23 protein-coding genes are annotated in these 24,336 nt (G+C 50.4%); 22 read left to right on the top strand and 1 reads right to left on the bottom strand.

Features of this window, described 5'->3' with window-relative positions; all coding sequences use genetic code 11:
* Positions 1-8: 8 nt before the first annotated feature.
* Both pyrF and pyrE read left to right on the top strand, forming a co-directional pair.
* A complete protein-coding gene (gene pyrF / locus HPY90_RS03130) occupies positions 9-731 on the top strand; it encodes an orotidine-5'-phosphate decarboxylase (protein WP_287191045.1) in 723 nt (240 codons plus the stop codon).
* Positions 728-1,303: an orotate phosphoribosyltransferase gene (pyrE, locus tag HPY90_RS03125; protein WP_502707183.1), complete on the top strand. Its 576-nt coding sequence runs from the start codon at positions 728-730 to the stop codon at positions 1,301-1,303. Before pyrF ends, pyrE begins: the two co-directional genes overlap by 4 nt.
* Before the next feature lie 73 nt (positions 1,304-1,376).
* On the opposite strand, the gene HPY90_RS03120 is transcribed toward pyrE, so the two are convergent.
* Entirely contained in the window at positions 1,377-3,197 is a 1,821-nt protein-coding gene (locus HPY90_RS03120; protein ID WP_287191043.1) for an Rqc2 family fibronectin-binding protein, read from the bottom strand.
* A 258-nt stretch (positions 3,198-3,455) separates the two neighbouring features.
* Here HPY90_RS03120 and HPY90_RS03115 point away from each other — a divergent pair, with 258 nt between their 5' ends.
* From HPY90_RS03115 to rlmN, 20 genes are all read left to right on the top strand, one after another.
* Positions 3,456-3,887, top strand: a complete 432-nt coding sequence (locus HPY90_RS03115) for a hypothetical protein (protein WP_013175027.1) — start codon at positions 3,456-3,458, stop codon at positions 3,885-3,887.
* A 14-nt stretch (positions 3,888-3,901) separates the two neighbouring features.
* Entirely contained in the window at positions 3,902-5,581 is a 1,680-nt protein-coding gene (locus HPY90_RS03110; protein ID WP_287191041.1) for an FAD-dependent oxidoreductase, read from the top strand.
* Positions 5,582-5,775: 194 nt separating this feature from the next.
* The gene (locus tag HPY90_RS03105; RefSeq protein ID WP_287191039.1) at positions 5,776-6,123 is read left to right on the top strand and encodes a TOBE domain-containing protein; all 348 of its coding nucleotides are present in this window, start codon (positions 5,776-5,778) and stop codon (positions 6,121-6,123) included.
* Between the two features lie 133 nt (positions 6,124-6,256).
* On the top strand, positions 6,257-6,655 hold the full coding sequence (locus tag HPY90_RS03100; RefSeq protein ID WP_287191037.1) for a hypothetical protein: 399 nt from the start codon (positions 6,257-6,259) through the stop codon (positions 6,653-6,655).
* 396 nt (positions 6,656-7,051) lie between these two features.
* On the top strand, positions 7,052-9,766 hold the full coding sequence (locus tag HPY90_RS03095; protein ID WP_287191035.1) for a cation-translocating P-type ATPase: 2,715 nt from the start codon (positions 7,052-7,054) through the stop codon (positions 9,764-9,766).
* Positions 9,767-9,798: 32 nt separating this feature from the next.
* Positions 9,799-10,647 (top strand): diaminopimelate epimerase, encoded by an 849-nt coding sequence (dapF, locus tag HPY90_RS03090; protein WP_013175032.1) that lies wholly within the window; start codon positions 9,799-9,801, stop codon positions 10,645-10,647.
* Between the two features lie 14 nt (positions 10,648-10,661).
* Positions 10,662-11,834 (top strand): LL-diaminopimelate aminotransferase, encoded by a 1,173-nt coding sequence (locus tag HPY90_RS03085; RefSeq protein WP_287191033.1) that lies wholly within the window; start codon positions 10,662-10,664, stop codon positions 11,832-11,834.
* 42 nt (positions 11,835-11,876) lie between these two features.
* Positions 11,877-12,758, top strand: a complete 882-nt coding sequence (locus tag HPY90_RS03080) for a YicC/YloC family endoribonuclease (RefSeq protein ID WP_287191031.1) — start codon at positions 11,877-11,879, stop codon at positions 12,756-12,758.
* 35 nt (positions 12,759-12,793) lie between these two features.
* Positions 12,794-13,060 carry an extracellular matrix/biofilm regulator RemA gene (gene remA, locus HPY90_RS03075; protein ID WP_041432709.1) on the top strand — a complete coding sequence of 89 codons (267 nt, stop codon included), beginning with the start codon at positions 12,794-12,796 and terminating at the stop codon, positions 13,058-13,060.
* Between the two features lie 2 nt (positions 13,061-13,062).
* Positions 13,063-13,695, top strand: coding sequence for a guanylate kinase (gmk, locus tag HPY90_RS03070; protein ID WP_013175036.1), 633 nt, complete (start codon positions 13,063-13,065; stop codon positions 13,693-13,695).
* Positions 13,673-13,870 (top strand): DNA-directed RNA polymerase subunit omega, encoded by a 198-nt coding sequence (rpoZ, locus tag HPY90_RS03065; protein WP_013175037.1) that lies wholly within the window; start codon positions 13,673-13,675, stop codon positions 13,868-13,870. Before gmk ends, rpoZ begins: the two co-directional genes overlap by 23 nt.
* 18 nt (positions 13,871-13,888) lie before the next feature.
* Complete coding sequence (gene coaBC, locus HPY90_RS03060) at positions 13,889-15,079, top strand: bifunctional phosphopantothenoylcysteine decarboxylase/phosphopantothenate--cysteine ligase CoaBC (protein WP_287191027.1); 1,191 nt, start codon at positions 13,889-13,891, stop codon at positions 15,077-15,079.
* 49 nt (positions 15,080-15,128) lie between these two features.
* Positions 15,129-16,313 (top strand): methionine adenosyltransferase, encoded by a 1,185-nt coding sequence (gene metK, locus HPY90_RS03055; protein WP_287191024.1) that lies wholly within the window; start codon positions 15,129-15,131, stop codon positions 16,311-16,313.
* 179 nt (positions 16,314-16,492) lie between these two features.
* Positions 16,493-18,889, top strand: a complete 2,397-nt coding sequence (gene priA, locus HPY90_RS03050) for a primosomal protein N' (RefSeq protein WP_287191022.1) — start codon at positions 16,493-16,495, stop codon at positions 18,887-18,889.
* Positions 18,890-18,923: 34 nt separating this feature from the next.
* Positions 18,924-19,385, top strand: a complete 462-nt coding sequence (def, locus tag HPY90_RS03045) for a peptide deformylase (RefSeq protein WP_013175041.1) — start codon at positions 18,924-18,926, stop codon at positions 19,383-19,385.
* 3 nt (positions 19,386-19,388) lie between these two features.
* The gene (gene fmt, locus HPY90_RS03040; protein ID WP_287191019.1) at positions 19,389-20,336 is read left to right on the top strand and encodes a methionyl-tRNA formyltransferase; all 948 of its coding nucleotides are present in this window, start codon (positions 19,389-19,391) and stop codon (positions 20,334-20,336) included.
* Between the two features lie 32 nt (positions 20,337-20,368).
* Positions 20,369-21,118, top strand: coding sequence for a DUF116 domain-containing protein (locus tag HPY90_RS03035; RefSeq protein WP_013175043.1), 750 nt, complete (start codon positions 20,369-20,371; stop codon positions 21,116-21,118).
* Between the two features lie 16 nt (positions 21,119-21,134).
* Complete coding sequence (locus HPY90_RS03030) at positions 21,135-21,824, top strand: zinc metallopeptidase (protein ID WP_013175044.1); 690 nt, start codon at positions 21,135-21,137, stop codon at positions 21,822-21,824.
* 4 nt (positions 21,825-21,828) lie between these two features.
* Positions 21,829-23,211 carry a 16S rRNA (cytosine(967)-C(5))-methyltransferase RsmB gene (gene rsmB, locus HPY90_RS03025; protein WP_287191017.1) on the top strand — a complete coding sequence of 461 codons (1,383 nt, stop codon included), beginning with the start codon at positions 21,829-21,831 and terminating at the stop codon, positions 23,209-23,211.
* Entirely contained in the window at positions 23,208-24,323 is a 1,116-nt protein-coding gene (rlmN, locus tag HPY90_RS03020; protein ID WP_273698975.1) for a dual-specificity RNA methyltransferase RlmN, read from the top strand. Before rsmB ends, rlmN begins: the two co-directional genes overlap by 4 nt.
* Positions 24,324-24,336: the final 13 nt, after the last annotated feature.

Below are 24,336 nucleotides of genomic sequence, written 5' to 3'. Positions count from 1 at the left end.
CATGAGGCATGGAACCGCGGGAGAGACTCATTGTGGCCCTCGATGTAGATACAGAAGAGGAGGCCCTGTCTTTAGTTGACGAACTGCGAGATGTAGTGGGGGTTTTCAAGATAGGGATGCAGCTTTTCAACAGCGCCGGCCCGGACATTGTCAGAAAAATTACCCGGGCAGGCGGCAGAGTATTTGTTGATCTGAAGTTTCATGATATCCCCAATACGGTCAGTGCTGCAGCGAGGATAATAACCCGGCTAGGAGCATACATGTTTAACGTTCACGTAGCCGGTGGCCGCGAAATGATGAGGCAGACCGCAAAGGCTACCCTGGAGGAAGCCGGATGCCTGGGGATTTCTCCGCCCCGGGTACTAGGGGTGACGGTTCTTACCAGCATTTCGGAGCAGCAGTTAAGAGAAGACCTCAAGATTCAATTGGGAATGGAAGAGCTCGTAGTGGAATGGGCTTTGATGGCCAGGGAATGTGGCCTTTCGGGAGTGGTGGCTTCACCGCACGAAATCGCCGCCATTCGCGAGGCGTGCGGGCCAGGGTTTCTCATAGTCACACCTGGGGTAAGGCCGGTCTGGGCTGACAAAGATGATCAACAGAGGATTACTACTCCCGCCCAGGCTATCCAGTTGGGGGCAGACTACATCGTGATAGGCCGTCCGATTCTGAGGGAAAAGAATCGAAGAGAAGCGGCAATGAGAATCATTGAAGAATTGGAGGCTTCAATATGATGAGCAAAGAGAGGGCAGAACAGATTTTTGCGACCACGGGCGCGCTTCTAGAAGGACATTTTCTATTGAGTTCAGGCAGGCACAGCAAACGTTATATTCAGTGTGCTTCGGTGCTGCAATACCCGTGTTACACAGAGGAACTGGCCGAGGAATTGGCTTCCCGTTTTCGAAACGACAACGTAGAAGTGGTGATTGGACCAGCTATGGGAGGTATCATTGTGGCGTATGAAGTGGCCCGGAAGCTGGGGGTCAAGGGCATGTTTTGCGAGAGGGAAAACGGGAAGATGAAGCTGCGCCGCGGGTTTACCGTAGTTCCCGGACAGCGTGTGCTGGTGGTCGAGGATGTCATTACTACCGGAGGATCAGTGCGGGAAGTAATACAGGTGATACGAGAAGAAGGAGGCGCCGTGATTGGAGTAGCAGCGCTAGTAGACCGCAGCGGCGGGAAGGTGGATTTCGGGGTTAGGACCGAGTCGGTGCTGGTAGTCGATATCGAAACCTTCGAGCCTGATAATTGCCCGTTATGCAAGGCAGGTAAGATCCCTTTAGTGAAACCGGGTAGCCGATACTGAGCTAAGGAAGCGAGCCAGAGAAGGACATTTATTTTTGACTTAGACGCTAATTAACGCAGACCCTACGATAACTTTAGGTGCCGTGCCGATCTGCGTCGATTTCTGGTCTAAACTCTTTTCGTAGCAGGGATTCTAGCCGCGGGTCTTTCAGATTGACGTAAAGGGTCCAGTAGTTGTCGTAGACTACCATGCCCGGCTTTGAGCCCTTGGGCTTTTTGACGTTGTTTCTGAAAGTGTAATCTACGGCAACCTTGTCAGATTCCCGGCTTTTGCTGAAATAGGCAGCTAACAGGGCTGCCTCTTCCAGGGTGTGGTCTGGAACTTCGTGAATACTCTGGATGTTTTTGCTCAACCGGACGATAACGTGACTCCCGGGTACGTCCTTGGCGTGCAGCCAGAGGTCGTTGTGCCCCGAGGCTTTCAGAGTCAGTTGTTCGTTTTGCAGGTTGTTTCTTCCAACCAGTATTTTGTAGCCGTCTGAAGACGGGAACATACGGGGTTGCAGCCGTTCCTCCTTGACGCGCGCTTTTCTTTTTCTGTCTTTGTTTATATACCCTTCTCTATCCAGTTCTTCTGCTATTTCTTCTATTTCGTCCATAGTTTCTGCTTGTTCAAGGGCAAATTGTGCTGATTCGAGGTAGGCAATTTCTTGTCGGGTTTCCCGTAAACGTTTTTCGGCGTGAAGGGCTGCGGCTTTGCCTTTAGCATACAGTTTGAAGTAGCGCTGGGCGTTTTCAATCGGAGTGAGGTGCGGAAGCAGCTCAACTGTTACCGATTCTCCCGTATAAAAGTCTATGAGCTCGACTTCGGTTTGACCTTTCTCAATCTGGTGCCCGTAGGCAGTCAGCAGTTCTCCCCAAGTGCGGTAAGGAAAGGTCTTCTCGGCTTGAACGAGGTCGCCTTCCTGTAAAAGGGCTTTGCGGTAAGCCTTTTCCAGATGGGCTTTGAGGGTTCGCAACAGGTTAGTTTTATACGAGTAGGCCCTGAGCTGACTGAGCTTATGATAGAAATAATAGTCAACAGCTTGATTAACGGAAGCGAAAGTCAAGACTTCTTCGCCGGCTTCTTGAGAAGCCATCGGTAACAAAGAAAAAGGGGAAAACTCCAAGACTCCTCGGGGGCCGGTTAGGACCGTCGGGTTTACCCGGCTGTTCTTGGCGTGTTCCCAAAGAGAACGCCAGGTGAGAAAGAGCTTAGATAATTCCAACTCACCACATTCGTCTGTTGGCAGATCTGGATCCAAGCCTGACCGATGGCATATATATCTAGCAGTAAACTGGCTGATGCCTGCACATACGCGAAACATTCCTCTATTTAGGCTGCTGTCGCCTGTTTCCCAGAGCCGGGCCGCAAACTCTTCGTAGGTAGCGTTTTCGGCCTCTAATTTGCCCTGTGCGGGGGGCGGCACATAAGGGTGTCCAGGCAAGATCTCGCGATACGAGTTGCTATCAGGGCCAAATCGCTTGAGGGCGTCTGTGATGAGATTGGTTTCAGGGTCCATCAATATGATATTAGTATGTTTACCGGTGAACTCACAAACCAGGACTTTTTCTTTCCATTCCAAAAAGTCGTTCAAAGCCTCACACCGGATATTGACTACCCGTTCGCTGTCGACTTGAACAATCTCCTTCACTCTGGCTCCATCCAGATGTTTGCGCAACAGCATGCAAAAGGCGAAGGGAGTAGCCGGATTTTCTTTTCGTTCATCGGTGAGGTGTAACCGGGACCAACCGGGATTGGCGGAAATCACCAATCTCTTGCTTCCCTTGGGTTTGCGCAAAGATAGTACAATCTCATCTTTTTCGGGCTGCAGAATCTTATCAATTCGGCAGCCTTGAAGAAAAGGATTCAGTTCCTCACACAGTGCAGCGATGGTAAGCCCGTCGAAAGGCATACGGATACACCCCCTAGGAAAGTATAACACTTAGGGTATACTTGCTCAACTCGCCCTAGAATGAAGGTGTCAGCCGGAACGGCACTTGGAGATGAGCAAAGACTATAAGAACCAGCCCTGAATTCTAAAATGGAAAAAGCCCCGCGTGCTTTTGAATCTTTATGGGCAGAATCTGCCCCCTTTTTGTCGACTGGATAGAGGAGAATGAAGAAGTGGTGACGAAGATACACCGTGGGGGAAGTCTGGGAGGAGTGTCGCATGTCGGACATGGTAAAAGCCTTTTACCGCGATATTCTGTTACAGGTGTTATCGATTGAATCGAGAAAAAGGCAGGTCTCGGAGCGCCTGTTGCTGACCAAGTCTGATAGGTTACGGCTCAGGATCATCAGGGAATTCCTCAGCTTGGACCTGGACAAACACACTTTGCTCCAGCAGGCGGCTGTAGTCGGATTTCGAAATCAGGCGTTCGATATATTGGATCATTTGCGCAAGCTCTACGGGGTAGAGGAGTACGACTTGTTGCCTGACCGCATACGAGAAGAAATACGACATACGGAAAGGCTTCTTTTGCCGATCGTGAATGAGATAAAATATCCTAAAAGTAGTAGTTTTTTTGAACGCCGTCTCATCCAAGAGGTGAACAAGTACGTTACTTTGCAGGCCAGGGAATACGTCAAGGTTAGACTTTAAAGGAGGGGAAAGAAATGAGTAAGAAAGTGGTTATTGTGGGCGGGGTTGCCGGAGGAGCCAGTGCGGCTGCGCGCCTGAGAAGGCTCGATGAAGAAACCCACATCGTGATGTTTGAGCGAGGCGAGTACATCTCTTATGCTAACTGCGGCCTGCCCTACTATGTAGGCGGTGTCATACGGGACAGGAAAAAGCTCTTGGTACAAACCCCCGAAGCGATGCGCCGGAGGTTCAACATTGATGTGCGCACTTTGAGTGAAGTCGTGCGCATATTGCCTGGGGAGAAAGAGGTGGAGGTCAAAAACCTGGCCACTGGAGAGGCGTACAGGGAGAGCTATGATTACCTCGTTCTATCCCCCGGAGCCAGTCCGGTAGTTCCGGATATACCGGGGGCCAACCTGGAGAATGTCTTTACCATCCGTAACGTGCCGGACAGTGATGCTATTAAGGCCCACATCGAGACTCGAAAGCCTTCAACGGCGGTTGTTGTCGGTGGTGGTTTCATTGGCTTGGAAATGGCAGAGGTCTTAATGGCCTGTGGTACCAAAGTAACGTTGGTGGAAGCCGATACTCAGGTAATGCGGGCTCTAGATCCTGAAATGGCGGCGATAGTCCATTGCTATTTACGTGACAAGGGGGTAGACTTGCGGCTCGGCGACAAGTTAGTGGCTATAAAAGGTTCTTTTGGAGTGGAAGAGGTAGAGCTTGCCAGCGGAAAGACCTTGCCAGCAGAACTTGTCATTTTGGGGATAGGGGTTCGGCCTGAGGTCTGGCTGGCAAAGGAAGCGGGGCTAGAAATCGGCCCTACTGGCGGTATCCTAGTAGACGAGTACCTGCGCACCTCGGATCCTTTTATTTACGCGATAGGAGATGCGATTCAGGTCAAGGATTACGTTACTGGTCAAGATGTCTTGATTCCTCTCGCCGGACCTGCCAACAGACAAGGGAGGCTGGTTGCTGACACCATAGCCGGGCAGCCCACGCCATATAAAGGTAGCCAGGGAACTGCTATCGTCAAAATAATGGACATGGTGGTGGCGGTGACCGGGAGCAACGAGAAAACCCTGAACCGATTGGGACGTGAATACCTGGCCTGTCATACTCATCCCGCTCCCCACGCCACTTATTACCCGGGCGGTACCCCGATGGCCATGAAACTTATATTCTCACCGGGTGACGGGAAGGTGCTGGGAGCGCAGATCGTGGGCTATGAAGGGGTTGATAAACGTATCGATGTCCTGGCAACTGCGATAAGAGCAGGAATGACGGTTTTCGACCTGCAGGATTTGCAGTTGGCGTATGCTCCCCCATTTTCTTCCGCTAAGGATCCGGTGAATATGATCGGGTATGTTGCTGGTAATATGGTACAGGGTGATGTAGAGATAGCTCACTGGCATGAAGTTGACAAAAGACTGGCCCAGGGGGCGCTGCTTTTGGATGTTCGAACCAAAAGGGAAGTAGAAGACGGGGCAGTGCCAGGGGCCCTTAACATCCCCGTTGACAACCTGCGCGAAAGGCTCAGTGAATTACCGAAAGACAAAGAGATTTTGGTTTATTGCCAAGTTGGCTTGAGGAGCTATATCGCTTATCGCATTTTGCGACAACATGGATTCACAGCTAAAAGCATCAGCGGGGGCTACCGCACATACCATATGGTCGACAAGGACAAGGCCTGTTTCGAGGGTGGTAACGCGTAGTAGTATCTTTTCTTGCCAATCCCCACCATGGTCGTTCAGCGCGCCGGTGTAGTAAAATGGAACGTGTGGTGTGTGATTTCACAGGCGGGAAACAAATGGCAAGGCTTTTAGGCGTAGAAGATTAGAGAAGTTTTGAACGGCAACCATTAGAAAAACATGGCGAGTGCTGACGATAGGGGAGGGCAAAAAGCATCATGGAACTGTATCCACAGTGTCGCTTCTGTGAGGTTGAAAGCTTTTGCCGTAAGACCCAGGATGAGTGTGATGTTTATCACCATTATTATGGATGGGAAACCCAAACATCCACTTCTGATGCTAGATCTTGGAAGACTTACGAAAACACTGGGTGGATTAACCGCTTCACAGGAGAGGTAATCAGGGTCATCCCCGGCGACTTCATGGCTCAAGTTACTGTAAGATTCGGAGAGAACCAACATATTACTGGGGTAATACCAGTACAGGAGATGGACAGGATGAAAATCAGAGAAGGCGATGTCGCAACTGTCGTGGTGAAAGCTATCGACATAGTTGTAACGAAGTAGCTCTGATTTAGAAACCGTTCCTGCTTTTCCCGCCGACAGGAACGTTTTTTTTGATCTGTTGGTTATTCAGTCTTCGGCTTGCTTAGCCTCGAGGGATTCCCGGCAATATTTTAGGAAAGGGGGAACTTATGAAATGGATGAGCACGAGATCTTCACCGGTCTTGAAGACGTTAAGCTAACACTTTTTGATAGCAAGGAATGGCGAGAGATCTGTAACCGGGAAAACTCTATCGGGCCCGAAGCTCTCCTGGAGGAAATACTCGACAAGAGAGTGTGGAGTAACGTAGAAATACTCTGGGTGGTAAAGAGGATGTTGTTTTATTACGGGTCCAAAGACAGCGTTCTAAAGAAGGCTCCGCCCGAAAGGCTACTCCTCAACATGGCCGCGGTGCTCCGGGTGTTGTACATGTTTGTAGACTACACCAACCCCGAGCTAGATGACAACATCCGTTCTTATATTTCGAGCAAGCTGACCGATGCTACATGGGGCATTAACCAACGGACTCGGCAGTATTTGCGCAAGCGCCATTGATGTGTCTCGCTTTGGAAGCCGCCTTTTCCTCGCGAAGGCGGCTTTTTTGTTTCCTCAATAGCCAAACAACATCGCCGCGGTCCGGCACAAAATCTTCCGTTACCACAGTTCTTTTCCCACTGGACAACCGGTATCTGCTTCACTGTGAATGATCCCGGCATGTTCACTGAAGCTAGAGAGTTGAAAGAAACCCGTGTTGCTTGGCCAGCGAGAAGACGACAGGCGATACGCAAGCTGGCAAAGCTTGTTTACCGGGAACGTTGTGCGTGTCTTTTTTATCAAGGCCCATCAGCTTCTTGTTTTTTCAGCAGAAGCTTCGAGTGCTCCGCTGTCGATTCTTTTCCTGCCCCGCGACGAATAATATTTTGTCAGAGCGAGGAAGAGGGGTGGGGAAATATGTCCGAGGTTGCATGGCATGAACAACCGTGGCCTGAAGTAGTCCGTCGATTGAGAACCGACTTCAAGAAGGGGCTGTCGTCCAGAGAAGCCGAGAAGAGGTTGAGGGACGGACTTAACAAAATAGATCAGGAAAAACGGGGCAGTCCTTTGAAAAAGTTCATCGGGCAGTTCACCGACACGATGGTCCTGGTCTTGCTCGCGGCCACAGTGGTGTCAGGGCTGCTGGGAGAAATGGTGGACGCGGTCACCATTCTTGCTATAGTAATAGTCAACGCCGTTTTGGGTTTTATTCAGGAGTACCGGGCTGAGAGATCGTTAGAAGTGATAAAAAAGATGTCTTCTCCCGTTGCTACAGTGATTCGGGACGGACGCAAGCAAAAGATTATGGCTGAAAAACTGGTTCCCGGAGATGTAGTGGTCTTAGAAACCGGAGATCGAGTTCCGGCTGACCTTAGATTGATTGAAACCTACAGTCTCGAGATCGAAGAATCAGCCTTGACCGGGGAATCGGTTCCGGTGAACAAAACGGCGGATGTTATTCTACCTGTAAACATACCCTTGGCAGAGATGGCCAACCGGGCTTTTATGGGGACGGTAGTAACCAGGGGGAGAGGGAATGGGGTGGTTGTGGCCACCGGAATGAAGACGGTTATGGGAGAGATAGCCTTCATGATGAAGGTGTCGCGTCCAGAGCCAACTCCCTTGCAAGCGAAGCTGGACCAATTAGGTAATACCCTCATAGTGCTCTGTATTGGCGTTTGTATATTCGTATCGATACTGGGAATAGTCCGAGGGGAGCCACCGTTGTCGATGTTCATGGCCGGGGTCAGCCTGGCGGTAGCGGCCATACCAGAAGGGCTGCCAGCAGTGGTTACCGTGGTTTTGGCTTTGGGGGTTCAGCGTATGGCCAGGCGCAACGCCGTGGTAAGAAAACTGTCGGCAGTAGAAACTTTGGGCTGTACCACCATAATCTGTTCTGACAAAACCGGTACCTTAACCCAAAACCAGATGACCGTAAAAAGGATTGCTACCTGGGAGCAAGAAGCTACAATTACGGGCGAAGGGTATAGTTTAGAAGGACGGTTCATGGCTGGCCAAAGGGTATTAGATGCTTTAGCGAACAATGCCGTGTCTTTGTTGATAAAGTGTGCCTACCACTGCAATCATGCCGAAATAGACCTGGAGAACCGTGAACAGGTGCTTTATGGAGATCCTACCGAAGGGGCGTTACTAGTTATGGCCTTAAAGGCGGGCTACAAGGGATCGAGGGATGTAGTAAGAGAAGTTCCCTTCGATTCCGAGCGTAAGCTTATGACCGTGGTAGTGGCAGGAGACAACGGTTTTAGGGTTTACGTTAAAGGAGCCTTAGACGTTCTCTTGGATCGGTGTTCCAGAATCGCTCGCCAAGCTGGTACCGCAGTGTTGACAGATGAAGTCAGAAAACGGTTTCTTGGCTTGCAGCAAGAGTGGGCCCAGGAAGCTTATAGGGTTCTAGCTTTTGCTTACAAGGACCTAAGTGAAGCTGAACTGGAAGTTTCCGATGATGCCGCCCTGGAAAATGACCTGATTCTACTAGGAGTTGCAGGTATGGTGGATCCTCCGAGGCCGCAAGCACGCACGTCGGTATCCAGGTGTTTGCGAGCTGGTATTATTCCGGTAATGATAACTGGGGATTATCCGGCCACCGCTTTAGCTGTCGCCAAAAGCGTAGGTATTACTACGAAAGAACGGGTAATAGCCGGATCCGAAATTGACCAGTTAACCGACAAGGAGCTAGTCAATTGTGCCGAAACCGTTAGGGTATTCGCGCGGGTTTCGCCGCAGCACAAGTTTCGTATAGTTAAGGCGTTGAAGAAAGCGGGACACGTGGTAGCTATGACCGGTGACGGGGTGAATGACGCGCCGGCTGTTAAGGAAGCCGATATAGGCATTGCCATGGGAATTAACGGTACCGAGATTACCAAAGAAGCTTCGTGTATGGTATTGGCTGACGATGATTTTTCAACGATTGAAGCTGCTGTTTATGAGGGGCGGGCTATTTATGACAACATCCGCAAGTTTGTGCGTTATCTGTTGGGATGCAACGTCGGGGAAGTCCTAACCATGTTTTTGGCCGCTGTGTTGGGGATGCCGTTGCCCTTGCTTCCCATCCAGATTCTTTGGGTAAACTTGGTTACGGACGGGCTACCGGCAATGGCTCTGGGGGTTGAGCCACCTGAACCAGGGGTTATGAAGAGGAAGCCTCGTCCTAAGAATGAGAGTTTATTTGCCCGCGGTTTAGGTTTGGGAATTCTGGGGCGCGGGTTGTTTATCAGTTTGACGACTCTGGTCATTTTTACCGTCGGTATAGTCTGCGGGAAATTGGCGGGACAGGTCGACCTGGCCTTGGCCCGAACCATGGCCTTTACTTACCTGGTTGCGGCTCAGTTGTTTTACGTGCTCGAGTGTCGTTCGGAACAGTTCACTCCCTTTGAAATCGGATTTTTCGGTAACAAATTTCTCATAGCAGCGATTCTCTCCTCTGCCATGCTTCAGGGATTGGCGGTTTATTCTCACCGGTTGCAGCCGGTATTTGACACAGTACCGCTTTGTCCTTGGCAATGGCTGATGATACTGGGACTGGCGGGAAGCAAAATGTGCTACCAAGCTGTAAAAACGGTCTTTTCAAGAAAGCTTTTACTTTATGAGAATTATGCTAAAATTAGAGCTTAAGAACAGCACAAGCTGAGCGGAGGATGGAGCCTGTGAGATTTACGAAGATGCACGGATTGGGTAATGACTTTATCGTAATCGAAGCCGAAAAAAGCGAGCTCTCGCCTGAGGATTATTCCAGAACAGCGATCAAGCTGTGCGATCGCCACTTCGGGATCGGGGGCGACGGTTTGGTCATAGTGGGGAAAGACCGGGAGTTAGACGTTTTTATGAGGATATTTAACCCCGATGGTTCAGAACCGGAGATGTGCGGGAATGCCATTCGCTGTGTATCCAAGTTCGTTTGGGAAAGAGGACTCGTTTCCACGACTAGGATATCGGTGAATACTCTGGCCGGCCCGCGTTATCCTGAGGTCATACTAAAGAACGGAGAGGTGGAAAAGGTCAGGGTGGATATGGGGGAACCGATTCTGGAAAGAAGCTTGATTCCGATGCTAGGAAGCCCGGGTAAGGTAGTTGGCGAGGAGTTGGACACCACGGCCGGGCGGTTTCGGATTACGGCGGTGTCTATGGGCAATCCCCACTGTGTGGTGTTTGTGGATGAGTTCTCCTCTGTCCCTGTCAGTGAATGGGGGCCAGTGCTCGAAAACCACCCGGTTTTCCCAAGCAGGACAAATGTGGAGTTCGCTAAGATCGAGGACGAAAACACGGTGAGCATGCGGGTATGGGAGCGCGGTGCAGGCGAGACGTTGGCCTGCGGTACCGGGGCTTGCGCAACTTTGGTAGCTTCTTACCTGAACGACCTTACCGGGCGCCGGGCTACCGTGCGGCTGAAAGGCGGAGAGCTGATAATCGAATGGGACCCGGACAACAACCATGTTTACATGACCGGGGAAGCCAAGGAGGTTTTTACCGGTGAGGTCGATTTAAGAAAGCTTTAGGAGGGGTATAGGAAGTGAAAGAGAACCAGGCAATGCAAAAACTGCCACCGTATCTCTTTGCCAGGATCGAAAAGAAGATCGAAGAGGCTCGTGAGCAGGGAGTAGACGTCATCAGCTTAGGCATAGGAGACCCGGACCGACCTACTCCGCCTCACATAATAGAACGGATGGAACAAGCTATTAAGGATCCGGCCAATCACCAGTACCCGAGTTCTGTAGGAATGCTTAGGTTCCGAGAGGCCGTGGCATCCTGGTTTCTTGATCGTTTCGGGGTTGAACTGGACCCGAAATCGGAAATAGTATCCTTGTTAGGTTCAAAAGAAGGCATAGCCCACATATCTTTTTGTTTTGTCGATCCGGGAGATGTGAGCCTGGTACCCGACCCTGGTTATCCGGTCTATAATATAGGTGCAATATTGGCTGGAGCAGAACCTTATCAGATGCCGCTTACAGCCGAGAATCGGTTTTTGCCTGCCCTTGAAGATATACCGCAAGAAAAAGCCAAAAGAGCGAAGTTGATGTTCTTAAATTATCCGAACAACCCGACCGGTGCCGTGGCCGATGCTGAGTTCTTCAAAAAAGTGGTTGAATTTGCTCGGTATTACGATATCCTGGTATGTCACGACCACGCCTATTCCGAGATCGCTTTTGACGGGTTCAAGCCCATCAGTTTTCTGGAAGTGGAAGGGGCGAGGAGCGTCGGCATCGAGTTCCACTCGTTGTCGAAGACTTTTAATATGACCGGATGGAGAATAGGCTGGGCGTGTGGAAACAGGGACGCGGTTGAGGTTTTAACCAGGTTCAAGTCTAACGTGGATTCCGGGGTGTTCCAGGCTGTTCAGGAAGCAGGGATAGCCGCGTTGGAAGGGCCACAAGACTGTGTCGAGGCTATGCGGAACCTGTATCAAAGAAGACGCGATGTGGTGATCGAGGGGTTAAACGACATGGGGTGGAGGCTGGAGCCTCCTAAAGGGAGTATTTACGTGTGGGCTCCGGTGCCCAAAGGGTATACTTCTGCTAGCTTCGCTGAACTGGTATTAGAAAAGGCGGGGGTTATCATCACTCCTGGGACCGGATACGGGGATTACGGAGAGGGTTACTTCAGGATCGCTCTTACCGTAGAGGAGGACCGGCTCAGAGAAGCTCTACAGAGGATGCATGATGCATTGGGGAAGGTCGAGTTTTAATCAGGACGTGATTACAAGTACTATACCTAGGAGCTGACTATAGTGACGATTAGAAGTATGACGGGATTTGGTCGGGCTGATGTATCCGACGACTTTTACCGGGTGACCTGCGAAGTTAAAGGCGTTAACCATCGTTTTTTTGACCTACATATCAGACTCTCCCGGAGATATGCGGGTTTAGAAGACCGGATTCGGGAGCAGGTCAAGAGGCACGTAATCAGAGGTCGAATCGAGATGAGCCTTAACGTCGAGCGGGTTCAAGAGGCCGAACGGAGCCTGAAAGTTGACAAAGGTTTGGCGATGGCTTATCATAAATCCTTGATAGAATTGGCAGAATATCTAGGGATTTCATCCGATTTCTCGGTAATCGACGTCTTCAAACTTCCAGAAGTCTTCAACTTGGAAGACGAAACCGAGGACATGGACGCTGTGTGGCGGACTATAACCAGGGCTGTCGATGAGGCCCTTTTGCTCTTGTTGGGAATGAGGGAGAGGGAGGGCGAGAATCTTAGGCAGGATATCCTTTCACGTAACCAAAAGATAAAGACAATGGTAGACAAAATAGAAGAGCAAGCAGCCGTTATTCCTAAGGAGTACGCTGATAGGTTGAGAATAAGGGTACAAGAACTTTTGCCTGACATGAGGCTTGACGAGAACAGGATATACCAGGAAATCGCACTCTTTGCCGACAGGGTTAACATCACAGAAGAGATTGTAAGGTTAAGGAGCCATATAGAACAACTGACGGGTCTATTGGCTGCGGGAGGCGCCGTAGGCAGAACAGGTGATTTTTTGTTGCAGGAGATGTTTCGGGAGATAAACACTATCGGTTCCAAGGCCAATAACCTGCTGGTCAGCCAGTTGGTGGTTGGGGTTAAAGCCGAATTGGAGAAGATGCGAGAACAATTTCAGAACATAGAATGATTACAGGAGGTGGAACCCCGCATAGCGGGGGCGTTATGGAGATAAGGCTAGTTAACATTGGTTTTGGGAACATAGTAGCAGCCAACCGGATCGTGGCCATAGTGAGCCCCGAATCAGCTCCGATCAAGCGTATAATTCAAGAGGCCCGGGAAAAAGGGGTATTAATCGATGCTACCTACGGTCGTCGTACGCGGGCAGTCATAATCGTAGACAGCGGGCATGTGGTTCTTTCCGCGGTACAACCAGAAACCGTGGCCAACCGTCTCTCGGTCAAGGAAACTACCAGTGCGGAAGAGGAATAGGCGTGCATGATGGGGTATTACCGAAACGAAAAGGTATACTGTTTGTGATTTCTGGGCCTTCGGGTGTAGGCAAAGGCACTCTAAAGGACACTTTACTCAAACAGCAGATCGATATACAGTATTCGGTGTCAGCTACCACCCGACCTCCACGTCCTGGCGAAGTGCACGGAGAGCATTACTTTTTTCTATCGAAAGATACTTTTTGCCAGTTGGTAGAGCAGGGCGAATTCCTGGAATGGGCTCTCGTTTATGATCATTATTACGGGACGCCTCGTAGCTTTGTTTTAGAAAACTTGCAAAAAGGACAAGACGTGCTGCTGGAGATCGACATTCAAGGGGCAAGGCAGATCAGACACCAGTTCCCTGAAGGAGTTTTCATCTTTATAGCCCCTCCTGATGTTCAAGAACTCGCCCGCCGTTTACGTAAGCGGGGAAAGGACTCAATTGAGGCGATTGAAAAGAGGTTGTCCAGTTACGCTGAGGAAATGGCCCAGCTCCAGCATTATGATTATCTCGTGGTTAACGATCGCGTGGAAGCGGCGGCGGAGAAGTTGGTGGCGATTATGGTGGCAGAACGATGCAGGGTAACAAGATTGATAAGGGGGGAAGATAATGAGACCGCCTTCGATAAATAAGTTGATGAAAGTCAGTGACAGTAAGTACGCCATAGTCGTGGCTGTAGCCAAACGAGCGAGGGCATTATCTGAACTCCACAAGAAAGATGAAAACTGGAGACTATCCAGTATGGTTTCCTTAGCGTTAGATGAGGTTAGCGGAGGCAAGGTCAGGATCAAGTATAAGAAACCGTAACGGGTGGGGGCTGCCTTTATGGAATTTAACAAAACGGTGGGCATAGGTGTAAGCGGTGGTATTGCCGCGTACAAGACGGCAGACCTGGTTAGCCGGTTGGCGAAAGCCGGAGCCGATGTACATGTGATAATGACTCGGAATGCCACCAGGTTTGTTACCCCTTTAACTTTCAGGACCTTATCGGGCAACCCGGTGTTGGTTGATTCTTTTGAGGAAAATAACAGGTGGAAAGTCCAGCATATCGGTGTTGCCGAAGAGATGGATGTTTTGGTCATCTGTCCAGCCACGGCCAATATAATTGGCAAAATGGCTCACGGGCTGGCCGATGATTTGTTATCTACCGTGGTTTTAGCAACCCGAGCGCCCATACTTGTGGTGCCGGCCATGAACACCAATATGTACGCCAACCGGATCGTACAGGATAACCTCCAGAGATTGCGGGAATACGGGTTTCATGTTTTGGAACCGGAGGAAGGGGAGTTGGCCTGTGGGGCGAAGGGGAAAGGGAGGCTTCCCGATATCGAAGGAATCTATCATAAAATAATGAGCTTGTTGAACCCACGGTTGGATTTCGCCGGCAAAACCGTGCTCGTAACCTCGGGCCCAACCCGAGAGGCTATTGATCCTGTCAGGTTCATCAGCAATCGCAGCACCGGGAAAATGGGGCACGCTCTAGCCAGAGCTGCTTTAGCACGGGGGGCCAAGGTAATTCTGGTGAGTGGGCCGACTGATTTGCCGGTTCCGCCAGGTGTAGAACATGTTCCGGTTACCAGTGCTGAAGAGATGTATCGTAGGGTGCGAGACTACTATAGGGATTGTGATGTGGTGATAGGGGCGGCGGCAGTAGCCGATTACCGGCCCCGCCAATTCAGCCAGCAAAAGTTGAAGAAAGGCGATAGCGACCTGGTCATCGAACTTACCCGGAACCCGGACATTTTGGCCGAATTAGGCAAAGACAAAGGTAACCGGATACTAGTCGGCTTTGCCGCAGAAACCCAGGATTTGATCGCCAACGCTGTGGACAAGATGCACAAGAAGAATCTTGATCTGCTCGTAGCCAATGATGTTACCTTGGAGGGAGCAGGATTCGGGACAGACACCAACATCGTTACCATAATCTCCAGACAAGGTGATACTACCCCGTTGCCTGGTATGGCAAAATCTGACCTAGCAAATGTTATTTTGGACCGCATATCGGAATTGTTCTGAGGCGGTTTTCAGGCGTCGTCCTGTATTTTATTAAAGGAGCTGAAGTTGCATGAAGCGGTTGTTCACTTCGGAATCGGTTACCGAGGGGCACCCGGACAAGATTGCGGATCAGATTTCAGATGCGGTCTTGGACGCCATCTTGACTGAAGACCCGATGGGAAGGGTAGCTTGTGAGACCCTGGTTACTACCGGTTTGGTCATGGTAGCCGGGGAGATTACTACCAGCTGCTATGTAGATATCCCGAGACTGGTTCGGGAAACCATACGTGAGATAGGGTATACGCGGGCTAAATTCGGTTTTGATTGTGACACTTGTGCGGTAATAACGTCAATCGACGAGCAGTCCCCGGATATAGCTATGGGCGTGGACCGGGCATTAGAGGCTAAGATGGGGGAGATCACCGAGGAAGAACTGGCCACAGGGGCTGGTGACCAGGGGATGATGTTTGGTTACGCTACTAATGAGACAGAAGAACTCATGCCTCTGCCTATAATGCTTGCTCATAAGCTGGCCATGCGTTTGGCTGAAGTTCGCAAGTCCGGTATAATTCCCTATCTACGGCCTGATGGGAAAACACAGGTTACGGTCGAATACGACGGCGATACCCCTGTTCGTGTGGAGACCGTGGTCGTGTCTACTCAGCACCATCCTGATATTTCGCTTGCGACCATAAGAGAAGACATTATAGAAAACGTAATCGAAACCGTGATTCCGCCTCATATGCTGGACCGCAATACCCGTTACCTCATTAATCCTACCGGAAGGTTTGTCATCGGAGGTCCCCAGGGGGACACCGGGTTAACCGGGAGGAAGATTATAGCCGATACGTACGGAGGCATGGCTCGCCATGGAGGAGGAGCTTTTTCTGGCAAGGATCCTACGAAAGTGGACCGGTCGGCGACATACGCTGCTCGTTACGTGGCCAAAAACCTGGTAGCTGCAGGTATTGCGGATCGATGCGAGCTGCAGTTGGCTTACGCCATAGGGGTAGCCAGACCGATTTCCGTTTCCGTCGATACTTTCAGCACTGGTAAGATAGCGGAGTCGAAGATCGTGGATATTATCAACGAAGTTTTCGACCTTCGTCCTGCGGCTATCATCAGGGATCTTAACCTGCGCCGGCCTATTTACAAGAAGACCGCAGCATACGGGCATTTTGGCCGAAACGATGAAGATTTCACCTGGGAAAGGACAGACAAGGCGGATGAGCTGCGGAAGCTAGCAGGTTTGTAAAAATAGCCACGGGTGGTCTTTTGCTGAAAAACATCTTAATCATTATCAACATTAAGTTTTCGTTCGTCTAAAGGCGACAGCGCTGGCTGGTAAGAGGGGCTGTGTCAATCAATAGCTGTTTTGGGTAATTACTTTGGCCGGGTTTTGTACCCGGCTTCTTGGTTGAGGGGGAGCTAAGGATGTATGCCGAGGTCTTGATAAATTTGGGTTTGGCTAGCGTAGATAGAGTTTATGTTTACGAGGTTCCGCTTGAACTGGCTTCTAAGATAAAGGTTGGAATGCGGGTGTTAGTTCCTTTAGGAAAGAGTCACCGCGAAGGGTACGTCCTGCGTTTCACAGACAAGCCAGGAGTGGCAAGATTTAAGTGCATTATCAAACTGCTGGATGATGAACCGATTTTGACGGAAGACATCTTGAAACTGGCAGAATGGATGGCCGAATACTACGTGTGCTCAGTCGGTGCCGTACTAAATAGCGTCATCCCGCGTTCGCTAAGAAAGAAGCGGAAAACCTGTCTTGTTCCTTTAGTAGACCAGGCCCAAGGCGTGGCAGTGGTTCAAGCCTTTGGTAATGATAAAGTACTTGATCTAATGGTTCGTCTTTGGGAGGAGGGAGAGGTAGATGTCAAAGAAGCTTACCGTATGCTAGAAGGCGAGGTGTTGCTAAAGACCCTTGAAGATAAGGGACTGGTTGCGCGCACTGGCAGATATGGACTGTATCGAACTGTTTCGACCCAACAAGTTTATGAATTGGGACCTAAGTTTGCTTCAACGGAACTGCCGCATCTAGAACGAAGAGCCCCGCGTCAGTTTGAAATTGTTAGGTGGTTGTACGAACGCGGGCAAATTGGTGCCCAGGAGCTAGAGGAGAGGTTTCCTCGGTCAAGCGTAGCCAGTCTTCTGGGTAAAGGCATTATCACCAAAAAACGGGTGACTGAAAGCCCGAGTGAACAGCCGCTTCTGCCAACTTCGCACCAACAGAACGCCATACAGGTTATTTCATCTTTGGTTAACTCGGGACAATTCGCCCGTTGCCTGCTGTTCGGGGTTACGGGAAGCGGCAAGACCGAGGTCTACCTTCAGGTGGTAGAGCGGGTTCTGGCTTTGCGCAAGCAAGTGATGGTTTTGGTTCCAGAGATTGCCCTGGCCCAACAGATGATACGCGTTTTCTCGTCCAGGGTAGGATCTCGTATGGCAGTTTTGCACAGCGGGCTTTCTGATGCCGAAAGATACGAGGAATACCGGCGCATTCTAACCGGCGAAGTAGACCTGGTGTTGGGAGCTCGTTCCGCTGTATTTGCTCCTCTTAACAACCTGGGATTGATTATTATCGATGAAGAGCAGGAGTACACGTTCAAACAGGAAAATTTTCCCCGGTATCATGCGCGGGAGGTAGCCCAGAGGCGGGCTCAGCTGCAAAATGCGGTTCTGTTGCTAGGCAGCGCTACCCCCTCGGTCGAGACTTTCTACAGGGCTCAGATTGGGGATTACAAGTTATTGGAACTTCCAGAACGTATTGGCAGTAATATGTTGCCCAGGATGCAGGTTGTCGATATGAGAGCTGAGTTTAAGAATGGTAATCGCAGCATATTCTCGGACTTATTACGACAAAAAATAGGAGAACGGTTGGATAAGGGCGAGCAGGTGATACTTTTCTTGAATAGGCGGGGTTTTTTTACCTTCGTCATGTGTCGTGAATGCGGGTTGGTTTTGACCTGTCCACATTGTTCGGTGCCCTTGGCTTATCACCGGGTTACGGGAAAACTACACTGTCATTACTGTTTATCCCAAATACACCATCAGGAGACATGTCCGCGATGTGGGAGCGTGTATATGCGGAAGCTTGGAGTGGGCACGCAAAAGGTTGAAGAGGAGGTCATGAAGACTTTCCCCCGAGCCAGGGTTGCCAGGCTGGACACCGATACGACTCATACGAAGAACTCTTCTCGCCAAATCATCGAAGCTATGACAAGGGGAGAAATCGACGTCCTGGTGGGAACCCAAATGGTGGCCAAGGGGTTTGATTTTCATGGTGTTACCTTGGTAGGGGTTGTTCTCGCCGACACTATGCTGAACCTGCCGGATTTCAGGGCTTGCGAGCGCAGCTTTCAACTGTTGCTCCAGGCGGCAGGACGGGCGGGCAGAGGGTCTAATCCGGGCGAGGTAATAATCCAGACCTACCAGCCTGATAGCCACGCGATCAAATACGTTATTCAGCACGATTACCCTTCATTTTATCGTCAAGAGATCAGGTTTAGGAAATCGATGAGATATCCGCCGTTTAGCCGGCTGATAAGGATTATAGTTAGTTCAGCCACGGAAAGAAGGGCTGAAGCGACGGCTTCAGAACTGGGCCGATTAATAAGAGAACTGTTGTCTGGCCACGATGAAAGTGTGGATATTCTTGGACCGGGCCCTTGCTACCTGGCTAAATTGCGGGATAGGTACCGGTTTCAGATATTGCTGAAAGGGTCAAACCAGGACTTATTGACCAGCGTAGGAAGGTATATAATAGAGAAAAGCAGATCCAGCAATATTAGAATAGATGTCGACGTTGATCCGCTGTTCATGATGTGACCGCAGAAATTTAGTTTGGGAAAGGGGAACGAAATTGGCCGCTTATCAGATAGTTGTGGTGCCGGATCCTGTATTGAGGGAAAAAGCCCTGCCGGTAACCAGTTTTAATCAAGGCCTAATCAGACTTTTAGAGAACATGAAAGATAGCTTATACGAAGCTGAAGGGGTGGGATTGGCTGCCCCCCAGATCGGGGTTTTGCGCAGGGTTGTCGTTTTCGATGCAGGTGATGGGTTAGTCGAACTTATTAACCCCCGCATTTTGGAAGAGGAAGGGGAAGAAGCGGGCATCGAGGGGTGCCTGAGTATCCCCAACACCAGGGGCTTAGTTAAGAGAGCCAAACGGGTAGTGGTTGAAGCGTTAAACCGTTATGGAGAAAACATCAGGATTGAGGGGGAAGGGTTGGTAGCTCGGGTTATACAACACGAGATCGACCATCTTGATGGGATTTTATTCACCGACCGGGCAGAATGGGTAGAAGGAAACGGGAGGAAGTAAGAGTTGCGTATAGTTTTTATGGGAACTGCTGAGTTTGCCGTTCCCTCCCTGTATAGATTGATAATGGCCGGACATGATGTGGCCTTAGTGGTGACTCAGCCGGATCGTCCCCGGGGACGGGGGAAAAGAGTAGCCTCGTCACCTGTGAAGCTGCTGGCCGAGGAGTTTGGAGTCAGACTTTTTCAGCCTGAACGCATTAAGGACGAAGAATCCATAAAAACCATCAAGTCGTATGACCCGGACCTCATCGTGGTAGTAGCTTACGGGCAGATTTTGCCATCAAAGCTTTTGTACCATCCCCCGTTTGGTTGTGTCAACCTCCACGGGTCGCTGCTTCCGCGCTATCGAGGGGCGGCTCCCATCCAGCGGGCTATAATGGCAGGCGAAAGGGTGGTAGGGGTTACTACAATGTACATGAACGAGTCAATGGATGGTGGCGATATCATCCTTCAGAGATCCGTCGAGATTTCAGACGATGCCACCTTTGGAGAAGTATACCAGGAACTATCCGAGATCGGCGGAGACCTGCTATTAGAAACCGTGGACCAAATAGGATGGGGGACGGCACCGAGAATACCTCAAGACGATTCGCGGGCCACTTACGCGCCGGTCATCCGGGCAGAAGACGAAGTAATCGATTGGAGACGAGAAGCCCGAGAGATATCTAATCAGATCCGGGCTCTAAATCCTCAACCAGGCGCCTCAACCACATTGGATGGAGTCAGGTTAAAGTTCTTCCGAAGCCGGGTTCTGGAGGACGAAGCTGATGCCTTACCGGGACAGGTAGTTCAGGTTATCGACGAAGAAGGATTCATAGTTCAGACTGGAAAAGGGCAACTGGTGATTTTGGAAGTTCAGAGGGAAGGAAAGAAGCGGTTGCCGGCAAGTGAGTTTATTAAAGGTTATCGGGTTACGCCTGGTTTAATACTAGGTTGTACACGTCAGGGATGAGGGGAAATCCGATTCTCGGAGGGACCACGGACGTGAGGATAAAACGGAGGGTGTATGTCGGCCTTCTGGTCGCTAGTCTTTTCTTGCTAGCAGGGTTGGCAACCGGCGGATGGTACCTGGTTACGCACAGGAGTATAGTTGTAAGCAGGATAATATTGACTGCTGCTTTAATCGCCGGTGGAATCGGATTTATAATAATCGGATGCGGAATTCTTGCTATAGTGTTGACTATCATCAGGTGCCGGTCAATTCCGTCCTTTGATGGAATGATGAGGGCGGCCAATCAGTTGCTCTTCCCTTTGGCTGTTTTTCTGGGAACCCTGGTAGGGATCGGGAGAGAGAAGGTCTGGCAGTCTTTCATAGCCGTCAACAATACTTTGGTTAAGGCTAAGAGTAGTCTGGCATCTCCGTCGCGTTTGATGATCCTGGTTCCGCACTGTCTTCAGGATTCGGAATGTCCTCACAAGATTACGGCCGATGTGAATAACTGTAAGAAATGCGGCAAATGCTGCATAAAAGATCTAATAGAGCTAGCAGAAAAGTACCATGCTGTATTGAAAGTAGCTACTGGCGGAACCCTGGCCCGCAAGTATATATCTGATTTCCGGCCCCAGGCAGTAGTGGCGGTGGCTTGCGAACGCGATTTGTCTTCAGGCATCCAAGATGCTGGGGTTTTGCCGGTTTTGGGCGTTCTTAATTCCAGGCCCAACGGCCCTTGTTTTAATACCAAAGTGGCGATAGAAGAGGTCGAAAATGCTATAAAGACGATCATTAAGATTTGAGAAGGAGGCTGATGAGATGTTTTTCCCGATGGATCCGACTTTTATTTTGCTCATACCAGCCATAATTCTTTCTTTGTACGCCCAGATTAAAATTCAGAGTACTTTTGCCAAGTATTCAAATGTACCCTCATCCAGTCGGCTAACGGGCGCAGAGCTGGCAACGCGGCTGCTGTATGGAGGAGGATTGCGAGGGGTCAGGGTTGACTACGTTCCCGGCACTCTTACCGACCATTATGATCCCAGCCAACAGGTTCTGCGTTTATCTGAACCGGTGTATGCTAGCAGTTCAGTGGCGGCTTTAGGGGTAGCCGCTCATGAAGTGGGTCATGCCCTGCAGCACGGTGAAAGGTATTTGCCTCTGATACTGCGCAATTCCATAGTACCAGTAGCCAACCTGGCTTCTACTGCGGCTTTTCCCTTACTCTTTTTAGGGTTGATCCTGAGGTGGGCAAACCTTATTTGGTTGGGAGCCCTGCTTTTCACCGGGGTTGTTCTTTTTCAAATCATAACTTTGCCTGTAGAGTTGAATGCATCGCGCCGGGCAGTAAATCTGTTGGCTAGAGGTGGTTACCTAGATAGTCGGGAGCTACCTATGGTGAAGAAGGTACTGGGAGCGGCAGCTCTTACTTACGTGGCGGCAGCCCTGATGAGCTTGCTTAACCTGGCCCGGTTTCTGATACTAGCTGGACTGAACCGGGAGGATTGAGGGTTTGGGGGCAAAGACTAGGTATCATCGGGACCCGCGAGAGGTGGCTCTTAATCTTCTGTACCGAGTCGAGCACAAGGGTGCTTACGCCAACCTGGCCGTGGACCGTGAGCTAGACAGGTATGAAGATAATGGGAGTCAGCACGCTTTAGTGACTGAACTGGTAAACGGGACTGTGAGGATGAGAAAGCACCTGGATTGGGTGCTTAATCTCTTTTTGTCCAAGCCGATACAGAATCAGAATCCGTGGCTGCGAGAGATTTTAAGGATGTCGGTTTATCAACTGTTGTTCATGGATAATGTTCCGGAATACGCTGTTGTGAACGAAGCGGTGGGATTGGCCGGACGCAAGTTAGATAGAGGTTTGTCAGCCGTGGTCAACGGGGTTCTCCGCAACGTCATACGAAATCGAGGCGAGATTCCGTACCCGGATATGTACCAGAATCCCGTAGAGTACCTATCTGTCTATTATTCTCACCCCGAATGGATGGTGGCTCGGTGGGTAGAGAGGTACGGTTTGGAAGGTGCCTGCCAGTTGTTGGAACACAACAACGTCAGGCCTCGGGTCGCACTTAGAACCAACTTACTGAAGGTAGACAGAGAGGAGCTCTTCCGCAGCTTGACAGACGAGGGTTGCCGGTGCGCATTGAGCCGTCTTACGCCTTGGGGGGTATGGGTTGAGGAGACCGGTAAACCTTTGCGGAAACTCCATTCATATAGAGAAGGCTGGTTTTATGTACAGGACGACGCGTCTATGCTCGTTTCTGCGGCTTGTGCTCCCGAGGCAGGGCAGGTGGTTTACGACCTAGCAGCTGGGGTAGGGGGAAAGACCAGTCATCTGGCCGAGCTTATGGGAAACCAAGGAATAATCCGGGCAGTGGAAATACTTCCTAAAAAAGTTGAAATATTAAAAGAAAATATCCGGCGACTAGGGGTCACTATCGTCGATATCTGGACGGGAGACGCTTTGGGGCCACTAGCACCAGGATGGGGTGAGGGTGACGTGGTACTGCTCGACGCCCCGTGTTCGGGTTTGGGGGTTTTGAGAAGAAGGTCTGATGCGCGCTGGAGAAAAAGCGAAAAAGATATTACTGTCTTAAGTGAGCTCCAAAAGAGGCTGTTGAAGAGAGGGGCGCAACTAGTAAGACCCGGAGGTGTATTGGTTTACAGTACCTGCACGCTCGAACCGGAAGAGAACGAAGAGGTTATAGACTGGTTCTTGGAAGTAGAGACAGGTTTCGTATTGGATGACCTGTCACAGCCGTTACGGTTTTTTCCTTTTAGCCCGGAAGATGCGAAAGCAGCGTCTCGAGGGATGCTGGTTCTATCCCCTCCCCGTTACGGGACAGATGGGATGTTCATAGCCAGGTTGAGGAGGACCAGATGAAGAAGGAACTAATAGGTATGACCAAAACCGATCTGGAGAGTATGGTGATAAGCCTGGGAGGAGAAGCTTTCCGAGGTCGCCAATTGTACCGTTGGTTGTATAAGAACCTGGTTTTCGAATTTGAAAACATGACCGACCTGCCGCGGGACCTCCGAGACCGGGTTAAGCAGGTAGCATCTATTACTCTACCGGTGGTTGAAAGGGAGAGGATATCGAGAGACGGTACCGTTAAGGTTCTATTGGGGCTGCAAGATGGGCAACATGTCGAAATGGTTATGATTCCACAAACTAGGGCCGGACGTCACCGCTATACTCTTTGTATCTCCTCACAGGTGGGATGTCCTATCGGCTGTCCGTTTTGTGCGACGGGACGGAGCGGATTTGTCCGGAACCTGGCGGTTAACGAGATCACCGGGCAAGTTCTCCTGGGATTACTCAGGCTGAGAAACTCGAACACCTTCGAAACACAAGGCTCGGCCACAAGATTAACCAACGTGGTATTCATGGGAATGGGAGAACCTTTCTTGAACTACAGCGCGGTTATGAAGTGCATTCGGCTGATGAACGACTCAGATGGTTTGAACATTGGCCAGAGACACATTACTGTTTCGACGGCGGGAGAGGTTCGAGGTATTCGCAGGCTGGCCCAAGAAGGTTTGCAGGTTACTTTGGCCGTCTCTTTGCATTCTGCCCGGGATGAGGTAAGAGACTGGTTGGTGCCCTTGAATCGGAAATATCCCTTGTCAGAGTTAGAGGAGGCTCTCCGATTTTACTGCGGCGTTACCAAAAGAAGAGTTACCCTGGAATATGTTCTGTTGGAGGGAGTTAATACTTCTAGACAAGACGTTGCTAGTCTTATCGACTTTGCCAGGCCTTTGCTCTGCAATGTCAACTTGATTCCATATAACCAGATAGAAAAAGCAGAATTCAGGCGCCCTTCTCCTTCGACTGTTCTTCGATTCCAGCAATGGTTAAAGGAAGCGGGGGTAAACTCGGTCGTGCGCGAGGAGAGAGGCGGCGACATCGAGGGGGCGTGCGGGCAGTTGCGCGCCCGGGTTTGCTTTAAACCGGGCAGGAGAATTATCGGTAAGGGTAGAAAAATTAATGGATAGGAATAATCATGGT

The organism is Syntrophothermus sp., from assembly GCF_013314835.1.
Classification (GTDB): domain Bacteria; phylum Bacillota; class Syntrophomonadia; order Syntrophomonadales; family Syntrophothermaceae; genus Syntrophothermus; species Syntrophothermus lipocalidus.
The sequence above is the reverse complement of the archived record's forward strand: the minus strand, read 5'-3'. Positions and strand labels throughout refer to the sequence as shown.

Coding starts and splice junctions, on each gene's coding strand:
- pyrF (WP_287191045.1), top strand. CDS start 9: ATGGAACCGCGGGAGAGACTCATTGTGGCCCTCGATGTAGATACAGAA.
- pyrE (WP_502707183.1), top strand. CDS start 728: ATGATGAGCAAAGAGAGGGCAGAACAGATTTTTGCGACCACGGGCGCG.
- HPY90_RS03120 (WP_287191043.1), bottom strand. CDS start 3,197: ATGCCTTTCGACGGGCTTACCATCGCTGCACTGTGTGAGGAACTGAAT.
- HPY90_RS03115 (WP_013175027.1), top strand. CDS start 3,456: ATGTCGGACATGGTAAAAGCCTTTTACCGCGATATTCTGTTACAGGTG.
- HPY90_RS03110 (WP_287191041.1), top strand. CDS start 3,902: ATGAGTAAGAAAGTGGTTATTGTGGGCGGGGTTGCCGGAGGAGCCAGT.
- HPY90_RS03105 (WP_287191039.1), top strand. CDS start 5,776: ATGGAACTGTATCCACAGTGTCGCTTCTGTGAGGTTGAAAGCTTTTGC.
- HPY90_RS03100 (WP_287191037.1), top strand. CDS start 6,257: ATGGATGAGCACGAGATCTTCACCGGTCTTGAAGACGTTAAGCTAACA.
- HPY90_RS03095 (WP_287191035.1), top strand. CDS start 7,052: ATGTCCGAGGTTGCATGGCATGAACAACCGTGGCCTGAAGTAGTCCGT.
- remA (WP_041432709.1), top strand. CDS start 12,794: ATGGAGATAAGGCTAGTTAACATTGGTTTTGGGAACATAGTAGCAGCC.
- rpoZ (WP_013175037.1), top strand. CDS start 13,673: ATGAGACCGCCTTCGATAAATAAGTTGATGAAAGTCAGTGACAGTAAG.
- coaBC (WP_287191027.1), top strand. CDS start 13,889: ATGGAATTTAACAAAACGGTGGGCATAGGTGTAAGCGGTGGTATTGCC.
- metK (WP_287191024.1), top strand. CDS start 15,129: ATGAAGCGGTTGTTCACTTCGGAATCGGTTACCGAGGGGCACCCGGAC.
- priA (WP_287191022.1), top strand. CDS start 16,493: ATGTATGCCGAGGTCTTGATAAATTTGGGTTTGGCTAGCGTAGATAGA.
- HPY90_RS03030 (WP_013175044.1), top strand. CDS start 21,135: ATGTTTTTCCCGATGGATCCGACTTTTATTTTGCTCATACCAGCCATA.
- rlmN (WP_273698975.1), top strand. CDS start 23,208: ATGAAGAAGGAACTAATAGGTATGACCAAAACCGATCTGGAGAGTATG.